The organism is Flavobacterium litorale, from assembly GCF_019613795.1.
Classification (GTDB): Bacteria; Bacteroidota; Bacteroidia; order Flavobacteriales; family Flavobacteriaceae; genus Flavobacterium; species Flavobacterium litorale.
Genome location: NZ_CP080429.1, coordinates 1086678 through 1113011 on the forward strand (window position 1 = coordinate 1086678; position 26334 = coordinate 1113011).

Genomic DNA, 26334 nt, shown 5'->3' on the forward strand with positions numbered 1-26334 from the left:
TACAGGAATATTTTTTAAAGTTCCGCTGTTTTATCAGCGGAACTTTTATTGGTTTACAATTAGTTTACCATAATTTTTTTAGAAACAACTTGGTTGTTTTCAAGTGTTATCATAACTATAGCTACTTGTTGTTGTATGTTTAGTGTTGTAGTAAACTCAGTACTATCTACTTTAGTGTTTTGGTATATTACTTTACCAAGTAGGTCATATATTACTACAGACTCCATGTTTTGTGTAGCGTTTACAGATAATTGTTTATTGTTTTGGAATACTACAACATCATCCTTAGTAAGTTGTGGTACTTCTGTACTAAGTACTTCGGTAGTGTAAACAATCTCAAATCTGTTGTCGAATGTACCTATTTCAGAGTCAAAAGTATAATCGCTACTTGTAAGTTCGTGTGTAGTATTAGTTACTCTATCAATAAGGTATATGGATTGTCCTTCTTCAAATATACCATCCATGTGGTCTATCGTAATCTTAAAACTACCAGCTATTTCTGTTTCAAACCCTACTCTTACACTTGCGTTAGCGTCGAATGCTTTTCTCGACTGGATTGCAAGGTTTATATTCTCTTCTTCGGTAGCACCTTCTAGTATTGTGTATAAGCTAACACCACCATCAAGGAACGATCTACCATCATATCCGTTATCATACCCATCTGTAGTTAGGCTAGAGTGTGCTACAAGCATTTGAGAGAATGTAGACTCATCTTCTGTTACTACATTAATCCAGTAACGGCTTGTTGAGTTAGTAGTTGTTACCTGAGCTGTAGTTTCTTGCTGTGAACGGAAGAAGTTGTCATAGTTAGTGTCCTCACGCATGTTGTTTCTAAATACAAGGTCGTTATCATTTAATGCTCTTACAAAAAATCCTTGTCCAGTATTTAGCACTCCTTCTTCTATAATACTAAATGGGTCAGCTATCAAATCGTTTCCGCCATCTCCGTTTACACCGCCACCACCTGGTGCATCGTTAGCAACATAACCTAACTTGTTCATTACACAGTATGTTGTTTTTGTTGCATCGTTTGTTTTTCTCCAAACCCATATCGTACCGTCAATAGTATCAATATTTCCATCAATAAATTTAGTTATGTTTATTGGTGATGGGTATGGGTTACCTACTATGTTATAGCTTTGGTCTCCGTTGCTGTGTTCCATAGCTACTCTAACGTTTCCGTTGTTAGGCGTGCCTTCAAATTCTCCGTTGTATACTGTTGGTACAGTATCAGAATGATTGTTAGCTACACGTATTAAGTATCCTTTACCTTTATCAAAAGTTGTACTTGCAGGGTCAGTTATTGAGAAGAATAAATTATCTGCAGTAGCAAAGCTGTAAAAACGGTTTGTTATTGTTTGTGGTGAAAAGTCTAATAATGTTTGAGTACCTGCTACTGGTGATGACCATATAGTGTAGTCAAGTCTTTTAATCTTAGAACTGTTTCTCTTTATCGTAACAGTACCGTCGTTTTGTACGTTTTCTATTTGTATTAAGTTACAGCTGCTTTCAAATGTAAGTGACGAACCTTCTTCTACGCTAACAATATTTGTAACAATTGCATCTGAATTATTTTCGAAAACTACGTTAGCACCATCTATTACAAATATAGAACAAGCATATAGTGTACTTCCATTTTGGGTGTAATCTCCTGAGAAAATTACATCCGTATCAGCTGTTGGACTACCACCAACCCATGCTGTACCATTCCAAGTAACACTACTATCGCAGTATATACCTTCTCCTGTTTCGGGTTCTGGTGCCACAATAGGTCCAAACTCATCAGCACCCATATCTGGGGTAGTAGTATTTCTTAACTGCCCGTCGATATCTTTAACTACATCTGCTAAAGGCGTACCTAAGTTATTAAAGCTATCATTGTTTGATGGGTCTAAGTGTAGGTCTGAAGCTGATACAAATACTGGTGACTCGTTTATTGAATTAGTGTCTTTTCCTGATGCTGATTGCCATCCTGATAATGTAGTCTGGTATCCAGAATCGTTAGCAAACGTTGGGTTATTACCTGTATAGCCTATCTTGTCTGCTGAAAATAAATTGTTATAATCTAGGTAAGAGAACATCGACATATCACCGTCAACCAAAATACTACATCTACGTGTATTTGTGTTGGTTTGGTTGTTTACAAAAATATTGTTTCTAACATCTAAGTTAACTCCTGATGATACACGAAGTGCTGCAGAGTATCCTTGTCCATTACCACTTTGAGCAGTATTTAACACTACAGTATTGTGGTATATTTTATAATCTCCGCCATCTAATACAGAGATACCATAACCATTACCCGTAAGCCCACCGTTATTGTTTCCTGCCACGTTTAGTACAAAGTTGTTAGCAACTAATATATTGCTGTTATTGTTTGTAGAGGCTAAAATGATACCTGCAAAACTGTTAGCATCTGTTGTTAACTTCGTAAAGTCTTTCATATCATTTTTAAGGATAAATCCATTTGTTGTGTTATTTTCAACGTAGATTCCTGATGATATTAAATTGCCAGAGTTGTTGTCACGATATAGGTTGTATATAAAGTTTTCAGTAAATTCAAATCCATTTACATTTGATAAATATGTAGGCTGAATTATTGTTTCAGTATTATTTTCAACACCTAAATCGTTTTGGTGAATTACTACTCCTGTTGTTCTTGGGCTACTACCTCCATTAATGTAAACACCTTGTTTTACATTTGTAAAATCGTTGTTAGTAACGTTTATATTAGCATTGTTAGCCGTTGCTGCAGCATTCGTAGGAGTATTGCTATCAATATCAATTCCATTACTAGAATTAATTGAATTTCCTCCTGAATATACACCAAAAGTGAAGCGACCAGAACTATTCTTATTTGCTTGTCTTATGTTGCAATATTTGATTACGTTGTTTTTTGCACCATTCGATCCATTCGAAGCAATCCAAATAACAGCTCTATCTACATAATCAACGTCATCTTTGTTATTTATAGTAAGATTTCGGGTAGTTCCGTTTGTTTGGTTGCTTCCATCAAAGATGATATTGTCAGCACCATTAAGTTTAAAAACTGCAGGTACTCCTGTGTAACCATTAATATTATTTGATTCTACGCTAGCATTTACACCAGTATTTGGCTTAAATGTGACAGTGTTTACGGCAGAGCTTCCTGAATAGCTGTTTATTGTTATAGGGAATACTTCTCCTGAATCGTTATTGTAAAGTGCATCGTTAAGTAAAAAAGTTACTGGACCCGATACGCCGTTAGCATTAAGGTGCTCTACTGCTGATGTTATAGTAGAGAAGTGCCCGTTATTACCTACGTAATATGTTCCGTTTAATGGACCTACTGGTGTAGTTCCTTGTACTGCTACAGTTACAGTAGCTGTATCGTTCGGATCAGTACCATTACCAATGGTATAAGTGAAAGAATCGTTACCAGCATATCCAGATGATGGAGTATAAGTAATAGTGTTGTCTCCGTTAACTTGCGCAGTACCGTTTGAAGCAGGGCTTGCTAGTGTGATGTAATTAATAGCACTATTACCAGCTATGTCGTTATTTAAAACATCAAATACACCACTATTATTTATATTAACAGAGTAGCTATCATCTACAGCTGTTAATGTGCTACTATAATTAGAGATAACACCATATATAGCTGGCCCTACACTGTTAGCATTGGCTACATTGTTTTGTTGGTTGTTATGTACTAAAAACCATTTGTTATTGTTCTGTTTAACTTTGTAGCCATAAATTCTAATGTATAAAGTTTCTCCAGCCAATACTTGATAATTGCTAGGAAATGTAAGGCTTACATTTTTTTGGATATTGTTACTATTAGCATTAGTAACGGTAGTTAATACAGAAGCAGTATAAAAACTATTGTCTGAAGGTGTTCCTGTAGAAGACTTTTGGTAAACAACTTTAAAATGTTTGCAGTAGCCCTTATAGTCGAATTCTAGATTTTTTACTTCGATCTGTTTTCCACTATTTGCTGTTAGAGTAAATTCAAAGTACTTATTGTAGTTAGGATTATTTGAATGATCCCATCCTGTTCCTCTGAATCCAGTGTAATATTCGCCAGAGTTAAAAGATATTCCTGAACCTGAAGCGTTTCCAGCTGTAATATCTCCATTGGAGGTTAATGATCCTGACGATGAGTTGTAATACATCGGTTGAGTTGAAGGATTACTCCAGTTAATTCGGGTTCCTTCCCATCTTACAAGTAGTTCTGAAGCGTTTTGTGCAAAGCCAATAATAGGCAATAGCATGAGTAAAAGTAGTGACTTTTTCATTCTAGTAATTAATTTAAATTTAGGTAGTTATGGGGGGCATAACTATTTTTTGGTTGCGTTTGCAAAAGTATGACATTTAATTTGAATGTTAAAAATTTTAAATGTTAAAATTTGCTTTATTTTTAAATGTTATTTTGTTTATTTTATGCTTCTTAAAAAGCTAATATTTAATTATTTATGTAATATTTGTTGTTTTTTTAATGATGTTTTAATTTTGTTCTGAAACCTTTGTTAATATATTTGGAAAAAGCAACATGTTTATGGTTGTTAAATCCTTCTTAAAATCCATTTAATTTATTGTGCTTGGTTTCAAATACACTGCAAATGTATACCGCTTTATATTATTGTTTTTTAATTTCTGATACTATTGTTATATAGTGATATAGATTTTTCTTATCCCTCTTATTCAATCTCTAATTTTCACTTTACAAAGTAAACGAACACTTGGTTAAATAATATCAAACATATTATAGACAAACTATAGACAAAACGTATTTTATAACTCATCTACAGGTCAAATTTACGTAGCAATAGTGGTTTTGGTTTTGGTTTTCGATAATTACTATTTATGTGTCGTTCAACGGTAATTTTTTGCCGTTTAACGGTAATAGGTGCATTTTAACGGTAATAGGTGCATTTTAACGGTAAAAAGAAGATTATAAACTTGGTTTTTTGCTTTGTGGCTTAATTCGTGAAATTAAATTTCTAAAAGTAATTTTTCAAATTCCGTATCGTCTTTAATCTCCATTTTCTTTTTAATACGATACTTCTTCGTTATCGTACTTTCGTGCGATATTTGAAGTAGTGAAGCAATTTCCTTATTGGTAAGATTTAATTTTAGTAGCGAACAGAATTCAACATCATTTTTGGTAAGTTTCGGAAATTTATCACTCAAGGTTTTCTCAAATTCTGGGTGCAAACTATTAAATCGTGTTTCAAACTGTTTCCAGTAATCTTTCTGCTTTAATAGTTGTTGTAACTCTTTTTTAAGCTCAGACGTTGTTATATTCTCCGTCTTACATTTGTCAAGAATTGTTTTTATGCTATCCTGATAATTAGCCATTTGTAATGTTGCAGCAGTAAGTTCTCGTTGCTTTTCGTTTATTATTTCTTTCTGTGCGTTGGTAAACTCTTGCTCGTATTTATGCTGCTGCTTTATCAACTCATTTTCGGTTTCAACACTTTTTAATTGTTCTTTCTGCAGCTTTGTTTTAAGCCAGTAGCTTCTTAAAAAAGCCAAAATCATTATTATAGCTCCTATACTTACAAAAAAGTATAATAGCATTATGGTTCTGTTATTTTCGAAATCCCGCTCTAATGCTTCGTTTTTAGTTTCTAATGCTATATTTTTCTCACGCTGTAGTTCGGTCTGGAATTTGGCTTGTATTTCTTTAACAGCAGCCTCTGTAGTAATATCGGAAATAGAATCTTTTATGGCAATCGTATTTCTATACTCTGTAAAAGCTTTTTGTGTATTACCTGTTTGGCTGTAGGTATCGGCTATTGCCTCTACATACACCATCCTGTCCTGAATGTTAGCGTATACTGTTTCTCTGTAAGGCTCTGCACGTGCTATTACCTTAAGTGCTTTACTGTATTGCTTTTCTTCATTAAGTACATTAATGTATTCGCCCCCAATTCTCAAAATCCGTGTCGATTTGCTCTCAATAAGTTTATCGAATGCTTTTTGATAGGCTTGTATCGATTTTTCGTTATTTCCCTCTTTATACTCAATCATGGCTAGTTTGCTGTAAGCAATACCTATTAACCCCATGTCTCCAAATTTTTCCAGTCCTGGAATGGCTTTTTGTATTGCTTCTTTAGCTTCGCTGTATCGCTTTAGCCGTATATAGGCTTCGGAGAGGTTTACATAAGTCAGGTAATAGTTTTTATCCATACCTGCTTCCTTAAAGCCTTTAATGGTTTCCTTATACAAATCGGCAGCAAACTCATAATTTTCCATTGCCAAATAAGTATTGGCAAGTTTTTGTTTAATGGCAACTAGGTTTGATGGGCTATCTTCTGTTTTTAATGCCTCGATACCTTTTAATAAATAGTTTACCGATTTATCATACTCCAACCTATAGTTGTAGTTGGAAGCCATTTCGCCATACACTTTTGCTAACGAAACTTTATCGTTTAGCTTTTTACTAAGTTCAAGCGCTTCTTTTAGGTGGTATAACGATTTATTGTACTCTCCCTTATGCCTGTAACCAATGCATAAGTTCATTAAACTACGCATGCGGTTTTTGGGATACTTTTCCAGATAGGGCAATGATTTTTTAACGTAGTATATACAAGAATCGGATTTCCCCGTCATCCCATAGTACATCCCGTATAGATTATAGGTATTGCCCCAAATGGTATCGTGTGGAATGTTTTTTTGTGCGAGTGTTTGCTTTACAATTGCAAGTGCACTACTAGGCGAGGTGTATATAATTTTGCGTGCGTCTCTCTCTGCAACTTCAAAATCGTAATCTTGTTTTTGAGAAAAACCACTAACAGTGGTGAGTAATAGTAGGGGGAGGAGTAGTTTAACCATAGCAAAGTAAAATCTATTTTATAAACCATGTAGTATAGCAATTTAGCAAAAATATGAACGAAAAAGGTAAAACGTGCCAACAATATGGATTAATTGTTGGTTAACGCTGCTATTTTATCATATATGAGCTGATTTTCGAAACCCTTTCGCATCAAAAAGTCATGCAGTTTTTTCTTCTTCTTCAAGAGATTACTCTCTCTAATAGAGTTCCATTGCTTTTCGGCAAGGTCGTTAAAAGCAGTGAGGTATTCATCATCATCAATTTCCTGTAATGCTGCCTTAATGTTGTAGGCAGATATGTGCCTTGCCTTTAACTCTCTAACAATACGTATTTTCCCCCAGTGTTTTATCCGAAACCTACCACGTGCAAAACTGCGTGCAAAACGTTCTTCATTTAGGTAATTATTTGTAATTAAATGCCCTATAATAACATCAATAGCTTCGGGTATCATGTTTAAGCTTCTTAGCTTTTGCATCACTTCCTCATGGCAACGCTCTTGGTAGGCACAGTATTGTTCTAGTTTTTTTTGTGCTTCGGCTACGGTGTATGATTTGTACAATAGTCCTGTTTTTGGATTAACGTTATTATAAAATACTATAAAGGTAGGTTTAGTTTTTTATTAAGTTATATAAAAATACGTTGTAATTGGTAAGTTCTTGTTATAGTAATTAACATAGTTCCCTAGCTTCATCTTGGTGTGCGCATCATTAAAGCCATCTTTGTACGATACGGGTTTGTCATCATACAACGGAACAATATTGTTTCCTGCAATTTCTTTAATATAATTAAGATTCCATTTTTTACAGGCAGCCCATTTATTGTACTTGTTTAGTGTCAACATTAAAATAGGTACTAATAACAAAAATAAAAAAGCAGCCCATATGGGCTGCTTTTTTAACAGTATTACAAAAAAATTATTGTACTATAATAAATTCGGTACGGCGGTTAACGGCGTGTTGCTCTTCAGTGCAATCATCACCACAATCTATTTTTAACTCACTTTCGCCATAGCCTTTGCCTGATATACGGTCTTTGCTAATCCCTCTGGATATTACATATTGTACTGTAGCTTTTGCACGTTGGTTGGATAGATTCATGTTATATACATCACTACCACGATTATCGGTATGTGCTTTTACCATAATTACCATGTTAGGGTCTCCTTTCATGGCTTCAACAAGTTTGTCTAGCTCAAAAGCAGCCTCAGGCGTCATGTTACTTTTATTGTACTCAAAATAAATATCGCTTAATGCCACTTTACCGTCTACAATAAGACTACCAATTGGTTTTAGGTTCGCTACAATATCCACTTTTGGGTTACGTGTTTTCTCAATACGTAGCATACTAGCTTCGTACCCTACTGCCGATGCCATTAAGGAATATGTTCTTTCACAATCTACATTATATACGAGTTTACCATTTTTATCTGTAGTACGCGTTTCGATAACATTTTGCTTATCATCTAGTATTGCCACTTTAGCCAATGCTAATGGGTTGCCAGTATTGGCATCTTTTACCTGTACCACAGCCTCTACGCCACATACTGGGATTGCCATGTACATATTATCTTTTCCTTTACGATTGCTTGAGAAGAAACCGATATATCTCTCGTTATTGTAACTAAACGAAAAATCGTCTTGTGGTGAGTTTACAGGTGCGCCCACATTAGTAGTTTCGCCACCGTTGGCAAGATCTATCATAAAAATATCGAGCCCTCCAAAGCCTTTATGCCCGTCCGATGAGAAGTAGAGTTTATCATCATCAGTAATGTACGGGAATGTTTCTTTACCCTCTGTATTTACCTGTTTGCCTAAGTTTTCAGGTTCGCCAAAGCTATTAAAGCCTTTTACGGCTACTTTCCAAATATCGGTATTACCTATAGAGCCTTTTCGGTTAGAGGTAAAGTACAATGTTTTACCATCTCTGCTAATAGCTGGGTTACCTGTACTCCAGCTATTGCTGTTAAACGTTACAGGCTTAACGTTGCCCCATTTGCCATCTATTTTTTTAGCAACAAATAAATAAATAAGCCCTGTACGTTGTTTTGCCGAACTCTCTTTATCAAATTCGCCCTTCATAAAACTTTCACTAGCAAAATACATAGTATTACCGTCGGCAGTAACTGCTACTGGGCCATCGTGCCATTTGGTGTTAATATCACTTAGCTCTTCAGGCTCACTTATTTTACCCGTTTTATCATCATAGGTTGCGGTATAAATATCTAGATAGGGCTCTTCGTTACGTCCGTATTTTCTGCGTGCGGTGTTACGTGCACTGGTAAAATAGAGTATACCATCGTTGGCTAGTACTGCTCCAAAATCAGCACTTTTTTTATCGTTAATATCCAATAACTTCTCATCAAACAGTTTTGTTTGGTTTCTTAATTTTGGTAGGTAATTAGGGTCTTTATTAAAAATAATAGCCCGTTGGTCTTTTGGTGCTTTTTTGGCAAATTTTTGCATTTGCTTGTTGGCTTCCTCATAGTTGCCTTCTGCCTTTAGCATTTGTGCATAACGGTAGTAGGTTTCGGCATCTTGTTCGGTTTCTGTTGCTTTGGCATACCATTTTGCTGCCTCGGTAGTATTAAAAATATTGTAATAACTATCGGCAAGTTGCTTATACACATAAGGGTCTTTACCTTTTTTGGTAAGTTTTAGGTAGGCTTCGGCGGCGTCTACATACTCAAACCTACCAAAAAGCTCATCGGCAGCTTTAGTATCTTTATTTTGTGCATTAATCGTTATAACGGTTAATAGCAGGCTTAGTGTAAAACACAATTTTTTCATGTTGCTGTTTTTATATACGATTGATTTAGAAATAACGCGGTGAACGGGATACTTTTTTAGGGAAGTTTACATCAAATAGCAGCATAATCTCATGCGAAGATGGCGTAGTAACATCCAAATCCGATATAATATGATCATAAGCATATCCAATACGTAAATTCGGAGTAATAGCATAATTCACCATCCCCCCAAAACTATCATCCAGTCGGTAAGTAGCCCCAATCTCAAACTTCTCAAAGAACAAGAAGTTCAACGAACCATCAATCGAAGGCGCCACATCAAAAGACGACTTCAACATAAACGAAGGCTTCATCTTGGTATTAGGAGAAAGCTGGAATACATACCCCCCCGTTAAGAAGTAGTGCTGGGTTTCCGAACCAAACTCATAGGCCGTACCATTATCCGTTACATCAAGGTGTTTGGCCTCAAGCATGTTCGGAACCGATAAAGCTACATAGTAATTATCCGTGTAGTAAAAGAACCCTGCCCCAACATTAAAATACGTTTCGTTTACGTTCTCGCTAAAAGCAGGATCATCCGGTGCAGGTACAAAACCATTACCAATTTCACTAAAGAGCCCCACATCGTGGAAGGTAGCCCCTGCCTTTACCCCAAAAGCCAAGCGGTGTTCACCCCCTAGTTTTAGCGTATACGAAAAGTCAGCATAAACATTAGTTTCCTGAACCGGACCAATCTCATCAACAATAGCCGATAGACCCAGTCCTACATTTTTACCCACAGGTGTGTGGCCCGAGAAAGTACCCGTATTAGGAGCACCATCTACATCCACCCACTGGGCACGATATAAAAGTCCGAAGGCAAGATTTTCTTTAGAACCCGCATAGGCTGGGTTAATCACGTTCATGTTGTACATGTACTGTGTGTAGTGCGGGTCTTGCTGCGCCGTGGCTTCGCCTATGCCCCAAAGGGCTACTAAGGCGGCTAAGTAAATTTTTTTCATGTGTGTATAACGTTTATGTTGAGGGCAAACGGATATGCACTTAGCAACTAATTTGGTAAGATGCTAGGTTTTGCAATGGCTAAAGATAATTATTTTTGTACTATTCAGTATATTCTGTTTAAAGTTTTCATAAAATTCACTTAATATGTGATAATTTAATAATGTATAGGCGCAAAAAAGCCTCTTACTACTAGTAGTAAGAGGCTTTTTATATTGTGAACTCTGTTTATACTTTTTTGCCCGAAGCTTCGAGGTTACGCTCAATAGTGTGTACTGGTCGTGTCCATCGTGGTTTTTCGCCTAACGATTGGTATTCAGAATCCGCAGCTTCTACCGTTTTGGGTTGCGAAACTTTGGTAAATGGTTTTTGCGGTATCATACCTAGTGTTTCAAACATCTTCATGTCCTCATTCACGTCAGGGTTGGGTGTTGTTAGCAACTTATCTCCAGCAAATATGGAGTTAGCCCCCGCAAAAAAGCACATTGCCTGCCCTTCGCGTGTCATTTGCGTTCTTCCTGCCGATAGGCGTACTTGTGTTTCGGGCATTACAATACGTGTAGTAGCTACCATGCGTATCATGTCCCAAATTTCAACAGGTTTTTCTTCCTCCATGGGTGTACCCTCTACCGCTACTAACGCATTAATAGGTACCGATTCGGGCTGTGGGTTTAACGATGCTAAGGCAACAAGCATTCCTACCCTGTCCTCGGTACTTTCGCCCATACCTATAATACCACCACTACATACGGTAACGTTTGTTTTACGTACATTATCTATAGTTGCTAGGCGATCCTCATAACCTCGTGTAGAAATTACTTCCTTATAATATTCTTCCGATGTATCTAAATTATGATTATAGGCGTACAAACCAGCTTCGGCAAGGCGTTTTGCTTGGTTTTCGGTAATCATACCTAATGTACAACATACCTCCATATCTAGTTTGTTAATGGTACGTACCATCTCTAACACTTGGTCAAACTCTGGTCCGTCCTTAACATTTCGCCATGCAGCACCCATACAAACACGCGATGAGCCTCCTGATTTGGCACGTAATGCTTGCGCTTTTACCTGCTGTACCGTCATGAGGTCGTTGCCCTCAATATCGGTATGGTAACGGGCTGCTTGCGGACAATACCCACAATCTTCGGGGCAACCTCCTGTTTTTATAGATAGTAGTGTAGATACTTGTACTACATTAGGGTCATGGTGTTGCCTGTGTATTGTTGCTGCTTCGTATAGCAGCTCCATTAATGGTTTGTTGTATAGGGCTATAATCTCCTCCTTAGTCCAATCGTGCCTCTTAGTCATTTGGTAATGCATTTATTATTGCCCCAAAAGTAACAATTTCCGTTAATGTACCGAAGTGCTTATAAAATTAATACGGATTATGCGCGATGTCGTCCACCTCATTACTTGTTGCTACTTTTTTTTCTACGATTGCATTAGTATGCATAATACAATTACCGATGCTGCTAAACCTTATACAAACAACACTTTTAATGCTCCAAAACTGCTGAATTGTTGTCTTTTCGGGCTTAAAAGGCTCCGTTTTTCTTATAAAGTCAACTATTACATAGAATGTAAATTATGTAACAATAAAATTTTAATGGGTGTTTAGATTTAAAATTAGCATTTTGAGTTAATCAATACGTTTGCCCTCGTCGTCGTATAGTATTATCCAGTCGTTATGAAAAAAGTAATCCCACTCCGCTGCTGCCAAATCAGTATCTTCATCTATTAACTTTTTTAGTGGCGCACCGTTTATGCTTACACGGGTGTCTGCATAAACCGCTACGTTTAGCCCTGTGGCTGCAAATTCTTTTTTAATGCGCTGTGCTGTTTGCCATATCATATCGGGTTTGGTGCGCATGGAGGCTATTTGTTTGGGCGTAGCTTTATCGCGCATGTGGTACGGTATTATTTGGTTGTTGGCTTTGTTTACTACTTTAAAGTAGGTGTAACCGCCACGACTACGCAACATCATTCGCCAACTAAGCCGATGTCCTTCCTCAGTCCATAAAACATCGCCTTTAATAAAGTGATGTCTAATGGGCAATAGTAGTTGTATAATTATGTAAGGGATAAAAAAGTAAAGTAATGTGCTTCGTTTTTCTGTAGTTGTACCGTAATCGGTTACCTGTGGTTTATTTTTAAAGAATAACCGTCTCATACGCTCTGGCGGATAGAAAAATACTACAAAGGTTAGCGCAAAGAAGGGAAAGATACCTATCTCTAACGTTATGGAATTGAATAAATGGAATATTAATGAGGCTACTAATGCTATAGTACGCGTTCGTTTATAGAGTAGTAGGGGTATAATAAGCATATCAAAAGCAATACCGGCATAGGCTATAAACAAGTAAAACCACTCTTGCATAGCAAAGTCATGAAAAGCACCGCTTGTACTCCTGTTAAGCAGGTTGCGTGTAAAGGTACCATCGAGCCAATCGGGATAAAATTTAGCTACGGTGGCATAAAAGTACACTATTGCTACCTGCGCTACCATTACTAACGAACACCATGCGGGCATGGTAAGTTTTTTAATGCTTGGGTTTTGTTTTGCATCTATAGCGGCATAACGATTGGCAGGTAGCAAAAACATTACAAGGCATATTAACACCAACAGGTAATAATGGTTGTTGTACGATGTTTTTTGCATAAAATACACGCCACTCCACATAATAGTAAACAGCCCCATGCTCCAGCGGTATTTGTAGCCCAGCATTACCATAATGCCCATAATGCCCATAACAGCAAAATAAAAATACATACCATAGCCAGGTAAGGGCTGTAGCCAGTCCATACCAATATGCGAGTAGGTAAATTGTACATCTATAAAGTTTGCTTTAACCCAGCCTGTAAGGATGGCACCCCATGTTTCGCAGGCTAACAGAAATCCGAAAAATATCCTGAAGATTATAAGTGGAGCATTGTCAATTTCTTTATAGAGGTAATTTTTCATTGCCCGTAGTATTAAAGTAATGTATAGTTGCGGATTTATCTTCTTCGAGCTGCATTTTTAATGCATCTACCGATGCAAACTTCGTTTCGTTGCGTAGCCTTTCGTGCAAATTTATTTTTAACGCCTTGCCGTACAAGTCGCCTTCAAAATCTAAAAAATGTACTTCTATTGTTTGTGCTGTACCACCAACCGTTGGGTTGCTGCCTATATTCATCATACCCGCAACAGCTTTGCCGTTTATAATGCTGCTAACAATGTAGGCTCCTTTTGCAGGGATTAATTTATAATCTTCATCTATGGCAATATTGGCGGTAGGGAAACCAATGGTGCGCCCCAGTTTTTTGCCTTCTACTACTTTACCCGATAGGAAATAATTATACCCTAAAAACTCGTTGGCTTTGGTAATTGCGCCATCATCTAGCGCATTTCGTATTTTGGTAGAACTCACCGAAACCTCGTCTACCTCAAGTGCCGATATTTGCTCTACCTCAAAATTGTAGGTTTCTCCGTACTGAATAAGGTCGTTTATAGTAGCGGTACGGTTGCGCCCAAAACGGTGGTCGTACCCAATAATTATTTTGCTAATGTTTAAACTGTCAACCAATATATTTTTTACAAACTCTTCGGCAGTAAGCCGCGAAAAATTGCGGTCAAAAGGATGTACAATAAGGTTATTAATACCAAGTTTATCCAACAAATACGCTTTTTCGTTCATGGTGTTAAGCAGCTTTATATCGGTATTTTGCTGCAATACCATACGCGGATGTGGAAAAAATGTGAGTACAACACTTTCACATCCTGTTGCCGCACTACTTTTTATAACTTTATCAAGAATGCTTGCATGTCCTTTATGTACGCCGTCAAAAGTTCCTAGCGTAACTATTGTTTTTGCTTTGGTGTCAAACTCTTGTATGGAATTGTATATTTTCAAAAAAATAGAGTATTAAAATAGCAAATTTAATTATCTGTTTTTAAAAAGAATAGTAATATGTTTCTTTTTAAAGATTTTAACCTACTTTGCTATTAAATAGCTTTTTGAATGACCTAGATAATATAAATGTACCAAAAATTGTATTTTTAATTGCAAAATGTTAAAATTGATGATTTTTAACAAAAAAATATCAATTAAATAACAAAACTTACTCTTCAGGTACTATATTAGTAACCTATTTAACTACAACCCACAATTAATTTAAAAACTATGAAAAGAATTTTACTGTTGCTTGCGGCTACTTTTATTTTTGGTACAGGTAACGCACAACAACTTTGGAACAGTGTACCAGAAGCTCGTTTGGCACACTTAGAGAAAACAGATCGGGCAGCGATACCCTCAAAAAGTCAAACATTTAGCCTTGACCTTAATGCTATGAAAGCTGCATTACAGGCTGCACCATCTCGCGAAAATTATACTACTCCATCAACATTAATTATGCCTTTTCCTAATGGCAATGGCGAAATAGAGCATTTTAGGATATACGAGGCTGCAGTACTGCACCCAGACCTTGGTGCAAAGCACCCTAATATAAAAAGCTACGTTGGGCAGGGGATAGAGAACCCAGCATCGTCGGTACGTTTTAGTACTACCATTTTTGGTTTGCATGTTATGATGCTTTCTCCAGAAGGGACATCGTACGTTGACCCCTATACTAAGGATTTGCAAAATTATTTGGTGTATAAAAGAGCCGACGTAAAAAATCCACGTCATTTTTTCTGTGGGGTTTCGGGCGAAGCACAATTCCAAGAATCTTCGTTAGCGTTAGATAAGCCCCTTTCGGTTGCGGCTAGCGATGGTGTTTTGCGCACTTACCGCCTTGCTATGGCGTGTACTGTTGAGTATGCGGCTTTTCATGTAAATGCTGCGCTATTAAACACAGCTCCTACACCACAGAAAAAAGAGGCTGTGCTGGCAGCAATGAATGTTACCATGACGCGTGTAAACGGAATTTACGAGCGCGACATGGCAATAACAATGCAGATAATACCCGAGAATGAGGATATTATTTTTGTAGATGCAGATAATTTAGATAACAATGATCCTGCAACACTTATAAACCAAATACAAGCAGTTATTAACGGTGCCATAGGTAGTAATAGCTATGATATAGGGCATGTTGTAAGCACCAGCGACGGTGGCGTTGCTGCATTAGGGAGTGTTTGTAGCAATGTTAAGGCAGAAGGCGTTACAGGTACTCCAGCTCCTGTAGGCGACCCTTTTGATGTTGATTATGTAGCTCACGAAATGGGACACCAATTTGGTGCAGAACATACTTTTAATAACAATTTTCAGCGTAGTGATGATACTGCTGTAGAACCTGGTAGTGGCAGCACTATTATGGCATATGCAGGAATACTTCCGCCTAATGTACAAAGTAATTCTGATGATTATTTTCATACCGTAAGCATATCACAAATGGTTGATTTTGTAGATGGTTTAGGGGGTACATGTGCCACCGAAGCTCCTAATGGAAATAATGCACCTGTTATTTTGTTTCCTGCAGATTACATGATACCAAGGGGTACTGCGTTTGTTTTAACAGCAGAAGCTAATGACGCTGATGCTGGTGCAGCTTTAACGTATTGCTGGGAACAAGTTAATGCTAATGGAGCAGAATCTACTATAGATGAAACTCCGTCGCCATTTAGTACTACAGGACCTAACTTTAGGTCTCTTGCTCCAACAGCATCTCCCGAGCGCTATTTTCCTTCGTTGCCCAATGTATTAGCAGGTAACCTTACCCCAATTTGGGAAGTTACATCATCAGTTGCACGTACCTTTAATTTTGCAATAACAGTTCGCGATAACCAGATGCCTAATGGCGGGCAAACGGCACGAGAAAATATTTTTGTGAATGTAGTAAATGGTGCAGGACCTTTTGGAGTAACGTCTCAAAGTAATAATGGCATTACCTGGATTGGTAATGAAACTGAAACTATTACGTGGGATGTTGCAGGTACTACTGCCAACGGTGTTAATACTGCTAATGTAAACATATTCCTATCTACCGATGGCGGATTGAATTTTGATACGCTACTTGCAGAGAATACACCAAACGACGGTGCAGAGAACATAACAGTACCTAATGTTGGTGCTGCATCGTGTAGAATAATGGTAAGAGCCGTAGGTAACATTTTTTACGCTGTAAATGATAATGCTTTTGCGATACAACCAGTAGCTGCTACAGACGATTTTGGTTTACGTGCATTTGCATTATACCCTAACCCAAACAACGGTTCGTTTTCAGTAAGGTTTAACTCAGACTCTACAGACGATGTTACTATAGCAGTACACGATATTAGAGGAAGAGAAGTATACAACAACCAGTACAAAAATACAGGTGTATTTACTACCGATGTTAATTTGCAGCGCATACAGGCAGGTATGTACCTAGTAACTGTAAGTAACGGAAACAAAAAAGAAGTTAAGAAGATTATTATAGAGTAATTAAGTATTGATTATTCACAAAAAAGGGACGCTAAAGCGTCCCTTTTTTTATTGTATAGTAACTTGTATATCGTGTAGTACTTGGTCTTCTACTATATTAGGTAATGTAATGTATAACGTGTTGTTTTTATAGGTTAGCGTTCCCTTTTCCACCTTATAAAAACCAGCTTTTCCTTTACAAAAGCACATAACACCAAATAGCATTTTAGTTTCTTGTATAGTAGTGCTATCATAATCCAAATCAGTAGCATCAGATGCTATTTCAAAAACAACCTCTTCAGTATACCCAGCATCCTGTAAAGTAGGGTCGGTATCTTTAGCGTACCTATACTTTATAACCGTTGTAGTACTATTCTCCTTCATGCTATAATACACTTTACCAGTACCATCTTTTTTAATAACGAGGCTTTTATTCTTTAAAACTTCAAAACTACATTGTCCTACCTCAGGGCAGGTTGTTGCAGTATAGCCCTTACCCGATGCTTCGTTCAGGCTTTTAGTAGCGTTGCATCCAAACAGTAAGGCTACCATAGGCAGCAAGATAAATTTCTTCATTATAGGGTTTTATGTTGTTATAAATACTAAGGTACAAATTTAACGCCAAACCCCGTTTGTATATAGGGTTTTGAATGCGTTATATAGCAATATTTAAATTATTTATATTATAAATTACTATATTCGCAAAACTAACTAACTACACTTATGAATAAAAGAATTATTTACGGAATTTTTATCCTGATGCTTACTTTTTCGGGCTATGCACAAAGCGTATTATGGAATCGGATTACCGATAAAGACGTTGAGGGGCAGGAAAAGCTCACAAGAACATCGCAACCAGTAACCTTTCAGTTATACAGCCTTAACCTAGGCAACTTAAAACAACAATTAGCACAAGCACCCCAACGCCAGGCAGCAGCATCTAACCTTATATTGCCATTTCCTGATGGTAGTGGCAATATGAAGCACTATTATATTTACAGGGCGGATGTAATGAGTCCTGAACTAACGACAAAGTACCCCAGTATCAAATCGTATGTAGGGCGTGCTGTAAATAATGCAGCCACAACAATACGCTTTAGTGTTACACAGTTTGGATTACATAATATGACACAGTCGGTTGAAGGGACATCGTATACCGACCCATATACCAAAAACCTACAAAATTACATTGTATACAAACGAGAAGGAATTACCACCAGCCGCTCTTTTTATTGTGGTGTGGCAGACAATAACAGTACTCCGCATCAAAAAAGTGCAGCAAACCAACCACTTAGCGTAACCACTAGCGATGGTATTTTGCGTACCTACCGTCTTGCAATGGCATGTACTATAGAGTATGCCGCTTTTCATGTAAACGAAGCAGGGCTTAATGATGGTACGTTGGAAGAAAAAAAAGAAGCCGTACTTGCTGCCATGAATGTAACCATGGCACGTGTTAATGGTATATACGAGCGTGACCTCTCGATAACCATGGAACTAATCCCAAATAATGATGAAATTATTTTTATTGATTCGGATGATTTTACGAACGATAATGAAGGCAACGCCTTATTAAACGAAAGCCAAGTAGTAATAGACGATATTATAGGTGCTGACAATTATGATATTGGGCATACAGTAAGCACAGGTGGGGGCGGAATAGCCCAGTTATTCTCGCCATGCTCACCCAGTAAGGCAAGGGGTATAACAGGGTTACCATCGCCAGTAGGCGACCCTTTTGACGTTGATTATGTTTCGCACGAAATGGGGCACCAATTCGGCGGTAACCACAGTTATAATAATTCCTGTAACGGCAACCGAAACCAAAGCACAGCCTTCGAGCCAGGCAGTGGTAGCACTATTATGGCATACGCGGGCATTTGTCCGCCTAATGTACAAAGCAATTCCGATGCCCATTTTCATGGTTTTAGTATCGCAGAAATGTCCTTCTTTATAATAAATGGTGGCGATTGTGGCGATAACGAAGTTACGGGTAATGTACCTCCTGTTGTAGATGCAGGAGAAGATTATACGATACCTTTTGGTACACCCTTTATACTATCGGGTACAGCTACCGATGCTAACAATGATGCCATGACGTACAATTGGGAGCAACTGGATAACGAAATATCCGAACAACCACCTGTACCAACTGCTACCGAAGGACCTAATTTTCGTTCGATACCAAGTAAAGATGTACCCCAACGTTTTATGCCTGATATTGTAGATGTTTTAAACAACAACCTTACACCAACATGGGAAGTAATTTCGGATGTAGAGCGTGAATTTAATTTCATCTTTACAGTACGAGATAACAATTTGCTTGGCGGGCAGGTAATAACCGAAGCCATGCAGGTAGATGTATCAGGTGTTGCAGGTCCGTTTATAGTAACCTCTCCCAATACAAATGTATCATGGCAAGTAGGAACAAACCACAGCGTATCGTGGAATGTAGCAGGTACAACAGAAAACGATGTAGATGCCGAATATGTAGATATATACTTATCTACCGATGGCGGGTTTACGTACCCCATAACACTAGCAGCAAAAGTACCCAACGATGGTAGCGAAGTGGTAGCAATACCCAATGTGCCTGGAAACAACAACCGAATAATGGTAAAAGGGTATAACCATATTTTTTACGACCTCTCTAACAGTAATTTTACAATTACAGCACCACAAGCCACAATGGCTATTGCTGTAGAAGGCGACCAAAATATTACTGATTGTGTAGGAAACGAAATAAACTATACCCTAACGTATGATGCCTACGAGGGTTTTGATGCCGAAACTACTTTTACCACTACGGGTGTACCCGATAATGCCGTAGTACTGTTTACTCCTAATGATATTACCAATAGCGGTAGTGTTACCATGACGGTTACAACCACACCAGACACTACCCCAGATTTTTACACCATAACCGTATTAGCAAATGCTGGAGGTGTTACAAAAACAATTAATGTATATCTGGATCTTATAGATGCCAACTTCGGGACGTTAAACATAGTTACGCCACTAAATGAAGAGGATGCAGTGTTTGACCAAACAAGTTTTGACTGGACTGATGCTAATGGCGCAGTAGGCTACGAAATAGAAATTGCTACCGATGCTGAGTTTGAAGATATACTTATAGCCACTACGGTAGAAGAAAGCACTTATACTGCCTTATTGGAAGAAGCAACAACCTATTTTTGGCGTGTACGCCCGTTTAACGATGCATGTTCGGGAACTTATAACGAACCAAATGAGTTTAGAACGGGACTTACAGATTGCGAAGATTACAATTCTACGGATGTACCAGTAGTAATACCAGGTAATGCAGTAGCTACAGTAACCAGCACTATTATTGTGGCAGATGACGACCCTATCCAGAAACTAACCCTAGCAATGAATATAGGGCATGGCTGGGTTGGCGACCTTACCGCTGTGCTAATAAGCCCAGAGGGTACACAGGTACAATTATTTGATCAGGTATGTGAAAATCAGATAAATGTAGATGCAATATTTGACGATTCGGGTACAGAATTAGTATGTAGCGGTAACCCTGCTATTACAGGTACAATAGCACCAACCCAACTTTTATCAGCATTTAATGGCGAATCTCCAGAAGGGATATGGACGTTAGAGGTTTCGGATGCCGTAGCTCAAGATGGAGGCGTTATTAATAACTGGAGCATTACAATATGTAGCACAACACCTGCCCCTGTAGGTAGCGTAGCTACTGCTACAATTAACAATTTTACTTTGTATCCTAACCCTAATAATGGCGATTTTACCATTCGTTATACTCCCAATACAGGTAACAATGTAAATGTAATGGTTTACGATATACGAGGCAGGCAAATATTTAATACTACCTACTCCAATACGGGCTTATTAGAACAAAACCTGTCTTTAGGTACTGCCGAAGCAGGCGTATATTTGGTAACCGTACAAGAAGGCAATAACCGATTAACCAAAAAAATAGTAGTACAATAATTTAAAAAAGAGGCGAAAGCCTCTTTTTTAGTTTTTATCATTAGTTATTTTTAATGATTTGATATTATAAAATCTATATTAGTGGTTAATAGAAAACTATTTGCCGTTAAACCCGTTCATAGTATTGGCAAGCCCTGCCAACGCGAATGATTTTATAGCTTCTGCAGCTGTTTCTAAACGCTCGGGTAATTTTGCTTTTTCATCTTCATCCCATTCACCCAAAACGTAATCAACCTGACTGCCTTTCTTAAACTCATCGCTTATCCCAAAACGAAAACGCGGATACGTAGCTGTATTTAGTACCTGTTGTATGCTTTTTAGTCCGTTATGTCCACCATCACTCCCTTTAGCCTTAATGCGTATTGTGCCAAACGCTATGTTGAGGTCGTCGGTTACCACTAATAAATTTTCTAGCGGAATCTTCTCTTTTTCTAACCAGTACTTTACAGCTTTGCCACTAAGGTTCATGTAGGTATTAGGCTTTAGTAAAATTAATGTTCGCCCCTTAATTTTGCATTCTGCAACAGCACCTAGTTTAGCTGTGGTAAAATCGATGCTTTCCTGCTGCGCTAATTTATCCAGTACCTTAAAGCCTATATTATGGCGCGTGTTTACATATTCGGCACCTATATTGCCAAGTCCTGCTATAAGAAATTTCTTCATCGGGTCTGTAGGTTCTTTTAAGTCTTTCTGTGTAGTAAAAAGATTGGTAAGCCATTTCATAACGGCAAAGATACTTATTTTAGCTATTTCGGTATAGAGTCCATAAAAAAAGCGTCCCTCGTAAGGAACGCTTTGCTTATTTTGCATAAAGAAATTATTATTTCTTTCCTGCTGCTTTTTCTGCTTTTGCAGCCTCTTGCGCAGCTTTCATTGCAGCACGAGATATTCTTACTTGTGCTACCACAGTATTATCTGGATGAAGTAACTTAAAGTTATTTGTATCTATTTTAGTTACATATAACTTGTTACCCATTTCAAGTTCAGAGATGTTAGCCTCTACAAAATCAGGTAGGTTAGCAGGTAATGCTCTCACTTTAAGTTTACGTTGGTTTAGACGAAGTACACCACCACCAAGTACACCAGGAGATGTTCCTGTTACTTTTACAGGTACTTCCATAGTAATTTCTTTATCATCATGTAGCTGATAAAAATCCATGTGAAGTATTCTGTCTGTTACAGGATGAAACTGTACATCTTGCATAACAGCATTGTAGGTTTTCCCTGCAAGGTCAATTACTACAGTGTGTGCTTCTGGGGTGTAAACAAGGTTTTTAAAAGCCTTTTCTTCTGCAGTAAAATGTACTGGCTGTTCTCCTCCGTATAACACGCAAGGAACCATTCCAGCATTACGTGCGGTACGCGTTGCCGCCTTACCTACGCTTTCTCTTTCAGATCCGTTGATCGTAATTGATTTCATTGAAATAAAATATAGTTAATAAATAATAAATTACATTAAAAATTTACCGCTTATAGAGTTGTTAAGGTGTACTTTGTGCATTACCTCGGCAAACAAATCAGCGCATGTTATTACGCGTATTTTGCCACTCTGTTTCTTTAACGGTATAGTATCGGTGACAATAAGTTCCGATAGTTTCGATTTCTCTATTTTCTCGTAAGCATCGCCCGATAATATGGCGTGCGTACATATAGCTCTAACACTAAGTGCTCCCTTTTCTATCATTAAGTCGGCAGCTTTAGTTAGCGTACCTCCTGTGTCAATCATATCGTCTACCAATATTACGTTGCGCCCTTTAACTTCGCCAATAAGCTCCATTTTCTCTACAACGTTGGCAGCTTTACGGTGCTTGTAGCAAATTACTACATCACTACTTAAAAACTTAGAGTACGCGTATGCTCTTTTAGAACCACCCATGTCTGGAGAAGCAATGGTTAAGTTCTCCAAATTTAAACTCCTAACATGCGGTAGGAATATTGTTGACGCAAACAAGTGGTCTACTGGTTTTTCAAAGAATCCTTGTATTTGGTCAGCATGCAAATCCATTGTCATAATTCGAGTTGCACCTGCCGATTCCAGTAGCTTAGCCACTAATTTAGCCCCTATCGGAACTCTTGGTTTATCTTTTCTGTCCTGTCGTGCCCAACCAAAGTAAGGTATAACAGCCGTTATGTGTCTTGCCGAAGCTCTTTTAGCAGCGTCTATCATTAATAACAGCTCCATTAAATTATCCGAATTCGGAAAGGTTGAGCATACTAAAAATACGCGTAACCCTCTGATTGATTCTTCAAATGAAGGCTGAAACTCGCCATCGCTGTAAGTAGAGAACGTAATTTTACCTAGCTCAACACCATAGCTCTCCGCCATTTTTTCGGCTAGGTACACACTTTGAGAACATGCAAATATCTTTGCTTCAGGCTCTACGTATGACATTTTTAAATAGTTGTTTTGTAGTTAGTTAGTGTTGTGTTGTGTAACGAGGTGCAAATTTAGGAATTTAATTTGAGTACAGAAGTAAATTGTCAGGTATTTTTCTGTTGTTTAAATAAAAAGTTTTACATTTGCACCCACAAATTTACTGTATGCCTGAATGGCGGAACTGGTAGACGCGCACGACTCAAACTCGTGTACCTTTGGTGTGTGGGTTCGATTCCCACTTCAGGTACTACTAACGTACATTAACGTGATAAAAAAGACTAACAATTTTGTTGGTCTTTTTTTGTTTTTAAAGGTACTAATAACTTAACAACTGTAGCGTTTGCTCAATCCACAGTTTTTTATCCAAATAAATATAGTATTGTGCTTAATAAAGCTTAAGGGGTATAAAATTTTTATTAGCGATAACAATATACTATAACCCATGTTTAGATGGAGGGAATTGCTATTTCTTGAGGCTTTTTGGCGGAGTGCTATATGCATAAATAGTTGCAAAATTGAGGATAACAAATTTGCACCCTAAAAACACTATTAAAATTTAGTTTATTGGATTAAAACGAATAATTTTGAATTAGCAAAAAGTAATGTTTTATAATAATTGCCTTGCACTATTGTAACTTAGCGTATAAAAAAATCAACTAAATTAAGTACCCAACCATGAAAAAACTAAGCCTTATTAACACCTTATTACTATTTGGTATAATAGCCTATTTAACTTACCAGCATTTTGATGTTGAAACTGAAACTGACAAACAGTTTATTCCTGAATTATCTGTAGAGCGCCTTAATGTTATTGGCAAAGATAAAAACCTATACATGGCAATTAGTAACCCCGAAAGGCAGGCACTTGCTACAATGGGGGGCGATACACTTTTTCCGAATACCAAACGCGATTTGTCAGGAATTATGTTTTTTAATCGTGTGGGCGACGAGGTAGGAGGTATATTTTATGATGGCAATGATACGATAAGCGATCAAGGTATTACGTTTGACCAGCAGAAAAACGACCAAGTAATGGCAATAATGAAAAGCGAATATAAAGAGGGTAATAATTGGAAACGTTGGTATGGTATGTATTTGAGAGAACGTACAGACTCGATTACACAGACCCAGGTTTTTAAGAACTTTTATAAAGAAACAGAAAACTTTACTGAAGAAGAAAAGGAAAAGGCCTATACGGAAATGCGTAGAAAACTGGATGAAGAAATTAATGTATACCGAATGTTTTTAGGGCGTGAAGAAACTGAAAACGTGGGGCTGTTTTTATATGATTCCAAAGGGCGCGAGCGTATAAAGTTGTACGTTGATGATAAAGACAATGCCAAACTGATTATAAAAGATACATTGGGTAACATACAGGATTTGACTAAAATATAATAAAATACATAGCAGAGTTTTCTATTCAATAAAAAACCGCCCCATTGGGGCGGTTTTAAGTTATATATAAGTAAATTTAGATAAACCTTATAATGGAATATTACCGTGTTTACGGTCGGGTCGTACAACGGCTTTATGCTCCAGCATGCTAAACGCTTTTATTAGTTTTTTGCGGGTATCTTTTGGTAGTATAACTTCATCTACAAAACCACGTTGTGCAGCGCGATACGGATTCGCGAATTTATCGGCATACTCCGCTTCTTTTTCTAATAGTTTCGCTTCCGAGTCTTCTGCTTCCGAAATTTCACGCTTAAAGATGATTTCACTGGCACCCTTAGCTCCCATTACGGCAATTTCGGCAGTAGGCCATGCAAAATTCATATCGGCACCAATGTGTTTTGAGTTCATTACATCGTACGCACCGCCATAGGCTTTACGGGTAATAACGGTAACTCTTGGCACGGTAGCCTCGCTCAATGCATATAGTAGTTTTGCGCCGTGTGTTATAATACCGTTCCACTCTTGGTTGGTTCCTGGTAAAAAGCCAGGTACATCTACCAATACTAATAGTGGTATATTAAACGCATCGCAAAAACGTGTAAAACGTGCTGCTTTTGTCGAGCTGTTTACATCCAGTACTCCTGCTAAATACATCGGCTGGTTGGCTACAATACCTACGCTTCTGCCACCAATGCGGGAGAAACCTACAATAATATTTTCGGCAAAATCTTTATGTATTTCGTAAAAAGAATCTTCGTCAATAATACCACTAATAACCTCGTGCATATCGTAAGGCTTGTTAGCGCTATCAGGTATAATGTTAGATAACGATTCTCTAATTTCATCTTTAAATTCGAAGCCCAATTTAGGAGCGGTTTCTTTATTGTTTTGTGGTAAGTAACTTAATAGGGTTTTAATATCCTCCAAACATGCTACATCGTTAGCTGAGGTAGTATGTGCCACCCCCGATTTTGTAGCGTGCGTACTTGCACCTCCTAGCTCCTCACTAGTTACGGTTTCGTTGGTTACGGTTTTAACTACGTTAGGTCCTGTAACAAACATATAACTCGTGTTCTCTACCATCATGGTAAAATCCGTCATGGCAGGCGAGTATACTGCGCCACCTGCACAAGGACCCATAATAGCCGAGATTTGTGGTATTACGCCACTGCTCTGTACGTTACGGTAAAAAATATCAGCATAACCGCCCAATGAGCGTACACCTTCCTGAATACGTGCACCACCCGAATCGTTAAGTCCTATCATAGGCGCACCATTACGGACAGCCATATCCATTACTTTACAAATTTTTTCGGCATGCGTTTCGGATAATGCACCTCCAAATACTGTAAAATCTTGGGCAAAAACATACACCAATCTGCCATTAATGGTACCATAGCCTGTAATAACACCGTCGCCATAGTACTGCTCTTTTTCCATGCCAAAATCGGTAGTACGGTGGGTAACCAGCATACCCATTTCTTCAAAAGAACCTTCGTCCATTAAGTACTCCACACGCTCGCGTGCGGTAAGTTTCTTTTTGGCGTGTTGTTTTTCTATTCGTTTTTTGCCTCCGCCTAAATGTGCCTGAGCAATTTTATCGTTTAATATTTTTATTTTGTCTTCCATG

Annotated in this window: 17 protein-coding genes and 1 tRNA gene; 4 read left to right on the plus strand and 14 right to left on the minus strand. The window is 37.8% G+C overall.

The window, feature by feature from the left end; genetic code table 11:
- Positions 1 to 59: 59 nt before the first annotated feature.
- From K1I41_RS04850 to K1I41_RS04890, 9 genes are all read right to left on the minus strand, one after another.
- Complete coding sequence (locus K1I41_RS04850; RefSeq protein ID WP_220641558.1) at positions 60 to 4277, minus strand: RemA C-terminal-like gliding motility protein; 4218 nt, start codon at positions 4275 to 4277, stop codon at positions 60 to 62.
- 697 nt (positions 4278 to 4974) lie between these two features.
- Positions 4975 to 6819, minus strand: coding sequence for a tetratricopeptide repeat protein (locus K1I41_RS04855; protein WP_220641559.1), 1845 nt, complete (start codon positions 6817 to 6819; stop codon positions 4975 to 4977).
- An 89-nt stretch (positions 6820 to 6908) separates the two neighbouring features.
- A complete protein-coding gene (locus K1I41_RS04860; protein WP_255566967.1) occupies positions 6909 to 7379 on the minus strand; it encodes a regulatory protein RecX in 471 nt (156 codons plus the stop codon).
- Between the two features lie 60 nt (positions 7380 to 7439).
- On the minus strand, positions 7440 to 7661 hold the full coding sequence (locus tag K1I41_RS04865) for a hypothetical protein (protein ID WP_220641560.1): 222 nt from the start codon (positions 7659 to 7661) through the stop codon (positions 7440 to 7442).
- Positions 7662 to 7734: 73 nt separating this feature from the next.
- Positions 7735 to 9606, minus strand: a complete 1872-nt coding sequence (locus K1I41_RS04870) for an OmpA family protein (protein WP_220641561.1) — start codon at positions 9604 to 9606, stop codon at positions 7735 to 7737.
- 25 nt (positions 9607 to 9631) lie between these two features.
- A complete protein-coding gene (locus K1I41_RS04875; protein WP_220641562.1) occupies positions 9632 to 10567 on the minus strand; it encodes a PorP/SprF family type IX secretion system membrane protein in 936 nt (311 codons plus the stop codon).
- A gap of 226 nt (positions 10568 to 10793) precedes the next feature.
- Positions 10794 to 11876, minus strand: a complete 1083-nt coding sequence (gene bioB / locus K1I41_RS04880) for a biotin synthase BioB (protein WP_220641563.1) — start codon at positions 11874 to 11876, stop codon at positions 10794 to 10796.
- A gap of 331 nt (positions 11877 to 12207) precedes the next feature.
- Complete coding sequence (locus K1I41_RS04885; RefSeq protein WP_220641564.1) at positions 12208 to 13530, minus strand: HTTM domain-containing protein; 1323 nt, start codon at positions 13528 to 13530, stop codon at positions 12208 to 12210.
- Positions 13511 to 14461, minus strand: a complete 951-nt coding sequence (locus K1I41_RS04890; protein WP_220641565.1) for a bifunctional riboflavin kinase/FAD synthetase — start codon at positions 14459 to 14461, stop codon at positions 13511 to 13513. Before K1I41_RS04890 ends, K1I41_RS04885 begins: the two co-directional genes overlap by 20 nt.
- Before the next feature lie 270 nt (positions 14462 to 14731).
- On the opposite strand from K1I41_RS04890, the gene K1I41_RS04895 reads away from it, so the two are divergent.
- Positions 14732 to 16972 carry a zinc-dependent metalloprotease gene (locus K1I41_RS04895; protein WP_220641566.1) on the plus strand — a complete coding sequence of 747 codons (2241 nt, stop codon included), beginning with the start codon at positions 14732 to 14734 and terminating at the stop codon, positions 16970 to 16972.
- 48 nt (positions 16973 to 17020) lie between these two features.
- On the opposite strand, the gene K1I41_RS04900 is transcribed toward K1I41_RS04895, so the two are convergent.
- The gene (locus K1I41_RS04900) at positions 17021 to 17527 is read right to left on the minus strand and encodes a hypothetical protein (protein WP_220641567.1); all 507 of its coding nucleotides are present in this window, start codon (positions 17525 to 17527) and stop codon (positions 17021 to 17023) included.
- Between the two features lie 147 nt (positions 17528 to 17674).
- On the opposite strand from K1I41_RS04900, the gene K1I41_RS04905 reads away from it, so the two are divergent.
- Positions 17675 to 20932 carry a zinc-dependent metalloprotease gene (locus K1I41_RS04905; protein ID WP_220641568.1) on the plus strand — a complete coding sequence of 1086 codons (3258 nt, stop codon included), beginning with the start codon at positions 17675 to 17677 and terminating at the stop codon, positions 20930 to 20932.
- 96 nt (positions 20933 to 21028) lie between these two features.
- On the opposite strand, the gene pth is transcribed toward K1I41_RS04905, so the two are convergent.
- From pth to K1I41_RS04920, 3 genes are all read right to left on the minus strand, one after another.
- The gene (gene pth / locus K1I41_RS04910) at positions 21029 to 21595 is read right to left on the minus strand and encodes an aminoacyl-tRNA hydrolase (RefSeq protein WP_220641815.1); all 567 of its coding nucleotides are present in this window, start codon (positions 21593 to 21595) and stop codon (positions 21029 to 21031) included.
- A gap of 157 nt (positions 21596 to 21752) precedes the next feature.
- Entirely contained in the window at positions 21753 to 22352 is a 600-nt protein-coding gene (locus tag K1I41_RS04915; RefSeq protein WP_220641569.1) for a 50S ribosomal protein L25/general stress protein Ctc, read from the minus strand.
- Between the two features lie 30 nt (positions 22353 to 22382).
- The gene (locus K1I41_RS04920; protein ID WP_220641570.1) at positions 22383 to 23324 is read right to left on the minus strand and encodes a ribose-phosphate pyrophosphokinase; all 942 of its coding nucleotides are present in this window, start codon (positions 23322 to 23324) and stop codon (positions 22383 to 22385) included.
- Between the two features lie 151 nt (positions 23325 to 23475).
- Here K1I41_RS04920 and K1I41_RS04925 point away from each other — a divergent pair.
- Together K1I41_RS04925 and K1I41_RS04930 are read left to right on the plus strand one after the other, a co-directional pair.
- Positions 23476 to 23556 (plus strand) — tRNA-Leu (locus K1I41_RS04925).
- A gap of 428 nt (positions 23557 to 23984) precedes the next feature.
- Complete coding sequence (locus tag K1I41_RS04930; protein WP_220641571.1) at positions 23985 to 24704, plus strand: hypothetical protein; 720 nt, start codon at positions 23985 to 23987, stop codon at positions 24702 to 24704.
- An 87-nt stretch (positions 24705 to 24791) separates the two neighbouring features.
- Here K1I41_RS04930 and K1I41_RS04935 read toward each other — a convergent pair whose 3' ends face one another.
- Entirely contained in the window at positions 24792 to 26333 is a 1542-nt protein-coding gene (locus K1I41_RS04935) for an acyl-CoA carboxylase subunit beta (protein ID WP_220641572.1), read from the minus strand.
- Position 26334: the final 1 nt, after the last annotated feature.